The organism is Brooklawnia sp. (assembly GCF_049651565.1).
GTDB lineage: Bacteria > Actinomycetota > Actinomycetes > Propionibacteriales > Propionibacteriaceae > Brooklawnia.
In genome coordinates this window covers 1-8,560 of the sequence record NZ_JBASCI010000040.1, presented here as the reverse complement: position 1 = coordinate 8,560, position 8,560 = coordinate 1, and the positions used below count along the sequence as shown (strand labels likewise).

The following is an 8,560-nucleotide window of genomic DNA, read 5'->3' as shown; positions in this document are numbered from 1 at the left end:
GGCCATCGACTCCGCATCGAACAGATCCCGCTGATCCCGCGATCGCCCCTGCACACGACCAAGGCTCCCGCACCCGGCCCCACCACCCGGGCACAGACACGCACTTGTTCAGCAGTCTCCTAGGCGTTCAGCATCCGCTGCAGGCGTGGCCCGAGCCTGCCGCGCTCGGCCAGCCTGCGGTGCGGCGGCTGGATGCGCCAGTTACTGAAGATGGTGTGGAAGCCGCGCTGGAAGCGCACGACCAACTGCCGGGCGCCGCGCAGCGCCCGCGGGTTCATCGGCAGCACCAGGTCGCGCTGGAACCGCACCGTCTCGTGCGGGCGGACGGCGAACGACAGCTGGATGTCCTCGTGCACGAAGGTGTCGGTGAGGTCGACCCGATCGCGCACCTGCCGCCACCAGTCGGCACGCACCGAGTAATTGGTGCCGAAGAACGGCGGGTGCCCCAACGCCGCGCCCACGCTGAGCCGATAGGCGCCCAGGTAGAGCGCGCTGGCCAGCCAGCCGAGCGGCCGGGGTAGCTCAAAGCGGCCGCTGCCGCTGACCCCGACGACCCGTCGACCCTGGGAAGCCTCAGCGGCGTCCCAGGCCGCGTGCAGTCGGGCGATGAAGTCGGGCCGGGCGACCACGTCGGCGTCGGTGCGCAGAAGCACGTCGCCGGTGGCGGAGTCGAAACCGGTCCGGGTCGCCCAGGTGATGCCGCGCCGGGGTTCGTGGACGACCCGGACGCCGGCCGCCCACGCGACCGCAGCGGAGTCGTCGGTCGACCCGTTGTCGACCACGATCACTTCGTCGGCCGGGACGATCTGGGCGGCGAAGGACGCCAGGCAGCGCCGCAGCAGCTGGGCGTCGTTGTAGCAGGGGATCACCACGCTGATGGTGCGGTTGGTGGCACGTGGCGACAAGGGTAACCTCCCGGTAGATGGCTCGACCACAGGTGAAGGCTATTACCCACCAAGTCAGGCGCATTCCCGCACCCCGAGCGGCACCAGCAGCCCGCTGCGGAAAGCCGGTTCGGTAGAGTCCCGGTGTGGAGTTCAGGTGGCCGAAGGATTTCAGGCGTCTACAACTGGTCGGGCTGGTCGTCCTGGGGGTCGTCACCCTGATCGTGTCCGTTCTTGCGCTGACCAGGTATCGCGCACCGGTGCCGCAGGCAGCAACCCCGGCGCCGCATACCCAGGACGCCACCAGCTGGCCGGCCGAACCGGAGCCCACGCCCGAGCCGGAACCGCTGACCCCGTTGCAGGAGGTCGGGCTCCGGCTGGGAGAGCCGGGCGCGTCGGTGATGGTGGTCGGCGACGGTACCGGAAACGAGGACGACGAGTGGGTGGCCGTCTGGGCCCGGGACTACCTGGCCATCGACCGGGGCGTCAACTACCGCTTGTGGGACCGGTACGGCCTGCGGTGGTCCGAACCGGTGGCCATGGGTCAGGGGCCCGCCGACCTGGACGTGTGGAATGCCAGCGTCCTGGCCCCCGAGATGACTCAGGAGCCCGCGCGGGTGCAGGCGGCTTGGCAGCCGGTGAGCGCGGTCTTCCTCAGCTATGGTCACTGGCGCGACCCGGCCACCGTGGGGGCCGAACTGACCGCCATTCTGGACGTCATCCGCACCCAGGACCCGGAGGTTCCGGTGGTGGTGATCCTGCAGAATCCGGGTCCGTGGAGTGTGGCGGCCGCCCAGGAGGCCAGTGTGCGCGCTGTTGACGAGTGGGCCCAGCACAACGGGCTGCCCACTGTGGATGTCTACAACGGGTTCCCGGCCGACCAGGGCCAGCGCGACGCGCTGCTCGAGGCCGACGGCAGCCCAACGCTGGACGGCTCCCGGCTGTACGCCAGCATCGTGGCCAGCGCGCTGGCGCCCGCCGCCTGACCCGCCCGGTCAGCCCAGTGCGGCCCGGACGATGGCGTCCACTGCCCGCTGGATCAGCGTGAAGGTCGATTCGAAGACGGCGTCATCAAGCCGGTAGGGGTCGGGCACGTCGTCGGAGCTGACCACCTCGCCCAGCATCCGGTGCCGGGACGCCTCGGCCACCATGAATCGCAGCCGCTCGGGCACCCCGCCGGCCGGGATCGGTGGGAACTGCGGCGCTTCGATGATCCTGGCGAACTCCAGCAGGGTGAACGACCGGCGCAGGGCTGCCGGCACCTCCCGCAGCACCGCCGCGCGGTGGGTGGTGGTCAGCGCCAGCACCAGGTCAGCCGAGCGGACCTGGTCGGGGCGAAGCTGGCGGGCAGCGAAGCCGGCATCGGGGACGCCCGCCGCCCGTAGTAGCCGGGCCATCTGGTCATCGATGGGGTGACCCACCACGGCGCCGGTGCCAGCGCTGGTGACCTGTACCGAAGCCGGCAACCCGGCCCTCAGCAGCCGCTCCACCGCTGGGGACCGGCAGATGTTGCCGGTGCAGACGGTGAGGATGCTGAACTGCGCAGCCGCAGGCATCTACTGGCGGGCCGGCCGGAGGGCCCGGGCCGGCGTCCGGCGGCCTTCCAGGCGAGTGGTGAGCGACGGCTCGCCGACCGGTGCCGGCTGCTTCGGCGGGTACGCCTGCTCGTAGCTGTACCGGTAGGCGTAACGGGCGCTGTCGGCCTGCTGCACCATGTTGAGCACGATGCCCAGGACGCGGGCTTCGACCCGGTCGAGGCTGTCGATCGCGGCCTCCAGTTCGCCACGCCGCACCTTGCGCGCCCCGGCGATGATCAGGGTGCCGGAGACGATCTTCGACAGCACCGCAGCGTCGGTGACCGGCAGCAGCGGGGGAGCGTCGATTATGACGTGGTCGTAGTGCTGCGTGGCCCAGGTGACCAGCTGCGCCATGGCGTCGAAACCGAGCAGTTCGGCCGGGTTCGGCGGCACCGGGCCGGCCGCCAGCACGTCCAGCCGGGTGTTGCCGTAGGGCTGCACCACTTCTTCGAAGCGGGCCTCACCGATCAGCACGGTGGTCAGCCCGACCGAGCCTTCCAGTTTCAGGTAGTTGGCCAACTTGGGACGCCGCAGGTCGGCGTCGATCAGCAGGACCCGCTCGCCTGCGGTGGCCAGCGTGGAGGCGATGTTGATGGCGCTGGTGGTCTTGCCCTCACCCGGGATGGATGAGGTGACGACCATCGACCGGTTGCCGTCGGCCAGCCCGAGGAACTGCAGGTTCGTGCGCAGGCTGCGATAGGCCTCCGCGCGCGGCGAATGCGGATCCACCTGCAACACCAACGGATGAGTCGACGCATCCGGGTCGAACGCGACGGTACCCAGCACCGGCCGGTCGGTCACCCGTTCAATGTCCTTGACCGACCGGACCTGGGTGTTCAGGGTGTCCCGCAGGATCGCCTGGCCGGCGCCGAGCAGTAACCCGAGCAGGACGCCCAGGGCCAGGTTCTGAGCTACCTTGGGCGAGGTTGGTGAAGTCGGGACGGTGGCTGGCTTTACCACGGTGGCCACCACCGGCTCGGCGCCGTCCGGGCCGGGCGGCGAGAGCTGCGAGACGACCACGATCAGCCGGTCGCTGACGGCGGCGGCGATCTCGGTGGCCTCGACGGCGTCCCCGCGCACAACCGAGAGGTCGATGGTGGCGGTGTTGGTGGGCACCGATGCGGTGACGCTGGTCGCCAGCTGCTCGGGGGTGGTGTCCAGGCCGAGGTCGTCGATGACCGGCTGCAGCACGATCGGGGTCCGCGCCACCTTGGCGAAGGACTGGGCCTGATTCTCGACGTAGCTGGAGCCGGCGTTCAGCTCACCGGCGGTGCTGGCGTTCTTGATCGACAGGAAAATGGTGGAGCTTGAGGTGTAGGTGGGTCGGGCGATCAGCGAGAACAACGCGGCCAGCAGCAGCGTGCCCAACGTGACGGCGGTCACGCTGCGCCAGTGCTTGCGCATTATCTGCAGGTAGTCAGCAAGCTCCATCAAGTACCTCTCACAGGGTGGCGTCTCAGGGGGTTGGATACAGGGTAACGCAGCGCGCGGTCCCGGCTTGTCCGGGGCACGGCAACAAGATCGCCGCCCACACCCCAACCAGAGCCCGGCAGCGAGAAGATGACTAGGGGTTTTGGTCGGTCAGACCCGGTTGTACAAGGTGCAGCACCCGGTGGTGCAACTTGCGGAACTCGGGATCGTCGATCATGTCGATCGATCGTGGCCTGGGCAGCGGGACGTCGATGATGCCGGCGATCCGGCCCGGCCGCGGCGTCACCACCACCACCCGGTCGGAGGTGATCAGCGCCTCCTCGATGTCGTGGGTGATCATCAGCACCGTCATCCGGGCCTTCTCCCAGATCCGGGTCAGCAACCGCTGCATGTCGCGGCGGGTCAGCGCGTCCAGCGCACCGAACGGTTCGTCCATCAGCAGGATCTTTGGCCGGTAGCTCAGCGAGCGGGCGATCGCCACCCGCTGCTGCATGCCGCCGGACAGTTGCGCGGGATAGGCGTCCTCGAAACCCTGCAGGCCGACCAGCTCCAGGTGTTCGCGGGCGCAGGCCGAGCGCTCGGCCGGGCTCATCGGTTCGTCGGCCAGCGCGAATTCCACGTTGCCCTGCGCGGTGAGCCACGGCAGCAAAGTGAACTGCTGGAAGACCACACCGCGGTCGCGTCCCGGCCCGGTGATCGGGTGGCCGTCCACCCGCACCCGGCCGCTGGACGGGGTGGTCAGGCCGGCCACGATCGACAGCAGGGTGGTCTTACCGCACCCCGACGCCCCGACCACCGTGACGAACTCGTTGTGCGCCACCTCGAGGCTCAGTCCGCTGATCGCGGTGACCGTGTCGAACCGCTTGGTGACGTTGTCGACCTCGATATGGACGCTCATCGCTGCACCCGTTCGTAGGCGAAGACCCGCCGTCCGATCCAGCGCATCAACTGGTCGGTGACCAGACCGAGCACCCCCAGCACCAACACGTAGCCGATGATCACGTCGGTGGCCAGGAACCGCTGGGCCAGGGTGATCCGGTAACCCAGGCCGGACGTAGCGGCCACCAGTTCGGCGACCACCAGCCAGGTCCACGCCCAACCGAGCGTGATGCGCAGCGTGTCCCAGATCCGCGGGGCGGCGGCCGGCAGCACGATCCGGCGCAGGATCTTGCCGTTCGACATGCCGAGGGTCTCGCCCAGGTCGATCAGCGCCCGGGGGACGCGAGCGACGTCGGCGGTGACCATCAGCAGTTGCTGGAAGAACGTGCCCAGCCAGATGATCACGAACTTCTGCAGGTCACCGATGCCCACCCACAGGATCGTCATCGGCACGAACGCCACCACCGGCATGTAGCGCACGAAGTCGGCGAACGGTTCGACGGCTGCCTCGACCCGGTTCGAGGTGGCCATCCAGATGCCGAGCGGGACCGCCATCACGGTGGCCGCCAGGAAGCCGACGGTGATCCGGTAGACGCTGGCGGCGGTGTCGGCGGCCAGTTCGCCGTTGCCGAGTTGCTCGGCCAGGGCGCCGAGCACCGCCACCGGTGAGGGCAGGAAGACCGGCGAGACCCACCCGGTCACGGTGACCAGCGTCCAGATCACCAGCAGCGCGACGAACGTGGTGACCGAGGTGATCAGGTAGCTCCGCCGGCTCAGCGGAGCCCCGATCCGGCGGCGGTGTGCCGTGGCCATCAATCCAGGTACTGCGGGTCAGTCGCCTTGCTGAGGTCAACGTCGCTGGCGAGCAGGCCCGCCTCCTTGGCGGCCTGGTGCACCAGCGGCAGGGTCTCGGTGGTGTAGCGACCGGCGAAGTCCGCCCGGTTCGCCGCGGTGCCGTAGTACTGGACGCCGTCGAACGCGCTGTCCAGCGCCTCGGGATCCTCACCGACCGCCCGGGAGATGATGGCGCGGCCCTGTTCGGGGTTGGCCTGGTACCAGTCGGCCGCCTCGTTCCAGGCTGCGACGGCGCGCCGCACCACATCCGGGTGCTCGGCGGCGAACTTGCCGCTGGTGACCAGTACGTCGCTGATCAGGCCCGGGTTCTGCGCGGCGTCGTAGACTCGCTGCACGGTTTGGTCGGAGGACAGCGCGGCAGTGATGTAGGGCTCGTAGGTGACGGCCACATCGACCCGGTTCCCGATCAGCGCCGTGCCCGCCTCGGAGGCGCCCATCGGCACCGGTTCGATGTCATCGATGGTCAGTCCGGCGGACGCCAGCGCCGCGTGCAGCAGCAGGTCGGAGGTGGCGCCCTGCTCGTAGGCGACCCGCTTGCCCTTCAGGTCGGCGGCGGAGGTGATGTCACCCCGGGCCAGGATGGCGTCGGCGGTGGTGGAGAAGTCCTCGATGGCCACGATCTGCAGGTCCAGACCCTGCGACATCAGCAGCAGCGCGGTGTGGCTGGCGATGTTGTCCATGTCGATGCGCCCCGAGGCGAACGCGGCCGACTGGTCGGCGTCGTCGGCCAACTCGGTCAGCTGAACGTCCAGGCCGTGCTTGTCGGTGATGCCCTGCTCCTCCGCGACGTGCCACTGGCCGTAACCGATCCACGGCTGGATACCCATTCGTACGGTGTCGGTGCGCGACCCGGGGTCCGGGGTGCCGGAGCCCCCGTTGCCGGTGGACGCCGAGCCGCCGCCGCAGGCGGTGAGCAGCATGGCCATGGCGACCATGGCGGCACCCAGCCAGCGGGCGATGGGCGTGGGGGCGTTCGTCGACTTCATCGGTGCGTCCTCCTGGGTCAGCTTGCGGCGGGGCGTCCAGCGGACGGTCCCCAGCCGCCCTACAGGATACGGGCCCGCTCCCGACGGTCGTGAGCCCGGCCACCCGGTGGACAGTCCAATTGGTGGCGGGCAGTCCCTTGGCCCGGGATAGGGGCGGATGCTGCAATGGCGAGGTGGACAGGCTGCAGCGGGAGGGCGCCCAACCGGGCCGGTCGTCCGGTGGCGCACGCCGAGCCAGGCCTGATGCCCGCGGGCCGATCGATTCACCGGGAGCCCTGGCCAGGGAGGTCGGGGCGTTCCTCCGGGCGTCCCTGCTGGTGCGGGCGCACCACCCGGCCGGCAGCCGACGCTCCGGCGCGAGGCGCCGGTGGCTGGTCGTCGGGCTGACCATCGTGCTGGGCGCGGTGATGCTGGGTCTGGGCGTCGGCACCCGTCCAGGTGATCCACTGTTCTACCTGGCCACCACGGGGGTCGCGGTGCTGTGGGCGGTCGGGGCGTTGGCGTCCGGCAGCCTCGATCTGGGCAGGGCCCGCTCCCGGGCCGGCGGCAGCAGCCTGGGGGTGCTGCAGGGGTTCATCCTCGGCGCCCTGCTGCTGGCGATCTTCCTTGCCGGCGCACTGATGGTGGGCCAGGTGCCGTGGCTGCGCGGGCCGGTCGCCGAACTGCTCGACCACGCCCGCTACGCGTCCCTGCCGGTGGTCGCCCTGATCACCATCGTGAGCGGGATCGCCGAGGAACTGTTCTTCCGCGGTGCGGTCTACGCGGCCTTCCCGGAGCGCTGGGCGATCCCCGGCTCCACTGTGCTGTACGCGGCGTCCACCCTGTTCACCGGGGTGCCGCTGCTCACCTTCGCCGCGGTCTGCCTCGGGCTGCTGACCGCCGCCCAACGCCGCGTCACCGGCGGGGTGCTAGGCCCGATCTCGTCCCATCTGACCTGGTCGCTAGGCATGTTGCTGTTGTTGCCGCAATTCCCCAACTTCGGAGGCTGAGATGAATGACCGAACTGCGCTGGTGACCGGTGCCAGTGGCGTGATCGGCAGTCTGGTGGTGCCGGCCCTGCTCGCGAAGGGCTGGCAGGTCAAGGTGCTGACCCGCTCCCGCGACCGGCTCGACCCCGCCTGGCGCGACCAGGTGAGCGTTGTCGAGGGGGACGCCGGCGACGCGGCCGCGGTGCGGGACGCCCTGGCCGGCGTCGACGTCGCCTACTACCTGGTGCACTCGATGGCCGGGCACTCCGACTACAGCTCCCGTGACCGGCAGATCGTGCAGACGTTCGCCGACATCGCCGCCACCAGTCCCACACTGCGGCGGATCGTCTACCTGAGCGGCCTGCACCCTGGTGGAGTGGAGTTGTCCGAGCACATGGCCTCCCGGGTCGAGACCGGTGAGATCCTGCTGGGAACCGGCGTGCCGACCGCGGTGTTGCAGGCCGGGGTGGTGCTGGGTGCCGGGTCGGCGTCCTTCGAGATGCTGCGGCACCTGACCGAGCGGCTGCCGGCGATGATCGGCCCCAAGTGGCTGCGCAACCGCATCCAGCCGATCGACATCGCCGACGCGGTGCACTACCTGGTCGCTGCCGCCGAACTGCCTCCCGAGGTCAGCCGCAGCTTCGACATCGGCATGGATGAGGTGCTGCAGTACGCCGAGATGATCCAGCGATACGCCCGTGTCGCGGGACTGCCGAAGCGGCCGATCATCACCGTCCCGGTGCTGACCCCGCGGCTGGCGTCGCACTGGGTCGGGTTGGTGACCCCGGTGCCCTCCAGCGTGGCGAAGCCCCTGGTCGGCAGCCTTATCCACGAGGCCGTCCGGGGCGATGACGACCTGGACAAGTGGCTACCCGAACCGCCGGGCGGAACCACCAGCTTCGATGAGGCGGTGCTGCGGGCCCTCGACGAAGTCGACCCCCGGCGCTGGCAGCGCAGCCTCGCGCGGGTGGCCGTCCAGG

Annotated in this window: 9 protein-coding genes; 3 read left to right on the top strand and 6 right to left on the bottom strand. The window is 70.0% G+C overall.

The features are described from left to right. Nucleotides 1–119 precede the first annotated feature (119 nt). The gene (locus WBL05_RS02115) at nucleotides 120–905 is read right to left on the bottom strand and encodes a glycosyltransferase family 2 protein (RefSeq protein ID WP_424223418.1); all 786 of its coding nucleotides are present in this window, start codon (nucleotides 903–905) and stop codon (nucleotides 120–122) included. Between the two features lie 125 nt (nucleotides 906–1,030). Between WBL05_RS02115 and WBL05_RS02110 the strand changes: the two genes are divergently transcribed. Continuing rightward, nucleotides 1,031–1,870, top strand: coding sequence for an SGNH/GDSL hydrolase family protein (locus WBL05_RS02110; protein ID WP_424223417.1), 840 nt, complete (start codon nucleotides 1,031–1,033; stop codon nucleotides 1,868–1,870). A 9-nt stretch (nucleotides 1,871–1,879) separates the two neighbouring features. Here WBL05_RS02110 and WBL05_RS02105 read toward each other — a convergent pair whose 3' ends face one another. From WBL05_RS02105 to WBL05_RS02085, 5 genes are all read right to left on the bottom strand, one after another. After that, nucleotides 1,880–2,440, bottom strand: coding sequence for a hypothetical protein (locus WBL05_RS02105; RefSeq protein ID WP_424223416.1), 561 nt, complete (start codon nucleotides 2,438–2,440; stop codon nucleotides 1,880–1,882). Further along, nucleotides 2,441–3,892, bottom strand: coding sequence for a polysaccharide biosynthesis tyrosine autokinase (locus WBL05_RS02100; RefSeq protein WP_424223415.1), 1,452 nt, complete (start codon nucleotides 3,890–3,892; stop codon nucleotides 2,441–2,443). A gap of 133 nt (nucleotides 3,893–4,025) precedes the next feature. Then, nucleotides 4,026–4,790: an ABC transporter ATP-binding protein gene (locus tag WBL05_RS02095; protein ID WP_424223414.1), complete on the bottom strand. Its 765-nt coding sequence runs from the start codon at nucleotides 4,788–4,790 to the stop codon at nucleotides 4,026–4,028. Beyond that, nucleotides 4,787–5,584, bottom strand: coding sequence for an ABC transporter permease (locus tag WBL05_RS02090; protein ID WP_424223413.1), 798 nt, complete (start codon nucleotides 5,582–5,584; stop codon nucleotides 4,787–4,789). Before WBL05_RS02090 ends, WBL05_RS02095 begins: the two co-directional genes overlap by 4 nt. After that, nucleotides 5,584–6,612, bottom strand: coding sequence for an aliphatic sulfonate ABC transporter substrate-binding protein (locus tag WBL05_RS02085; protein WP_424223412.1), 1,029 nt, complete (start codon nucleotides 6,610–6,612; stop codon nucleotides 5,584–5,586). The genes WBL05_RS02090 and WBL05_RS02085 overlap by 1 nt, the downstream gene beginning before the upstream one ends. A gap of 173 nt (nucleotides 6,613–6,785) precedes the next feature. On the opposite strand from WBL05_RS02085, the gene WBL05_RS02080 reads away from it, so the two are divergent. Then, complete coding sequence (locus tag WBL05_RS02080; protein ID WP_424223411.1) at nucleotides 6,786–7,601, top strand: CPBP family intramembrane glutamic endopeptidase; 816 nt, start codon at nucleotides 6,786–6,788, stop codon at nucleotides 7,599–7,601. Nucleotide 7,602: 1 nt separating this feature from the next. Continuing rightward, a partial coding sequence (locus WBL05_RS02075; protein ID WP_424223410.1) for an NAD(P)H-binding protein occupies nucleotides 7,603–8,560 on the top strand: 958 nt, incomplete at its 3' end.

What these genes read in the sequence shown, in the direction of transcription:
- WBL05_RS02105 (WP_424223416.1), bottom strand. Translation starts at nt 2,440, where the DNA reads ATGCCTGCGGCTGCGCAGTTCAGCATCCTCACCGTCTGCACCGGCAAC.
- WBL05_RS02100 (WP_424223415.1), bottom strand. Translation starts at nt 3,892, where the DNA reads ATGGAGCTTGCTGACTACCTGCAGATAATGCGCAAGCACTGGCGCAGC.
- WBL05_RS02095 (WP_424223414.1), bottom strand. Translation starts at nt 4,790, where the DNA reads ATGAGCGTCCATATCGAGGTCGACAACGTCACCAAGCGGTTCGACACG.
- WBL05_RS02090 (WP_424223413.1), bottom strand. Translation starts at nt 5,584, where the DNA reads ATGGCCACGGCACACCGCCGCCGGATCGGGGCTCCGCTGAGCCGGCGG.
- WBL05_RS02085 (WP_424223412.1), bottom strand. Translation starts at nt 6,612, where the DNA reads ATGAAGTCGACGAACGCCCCCACGCCCATCGCCCGCTGGCTGGGTGCC.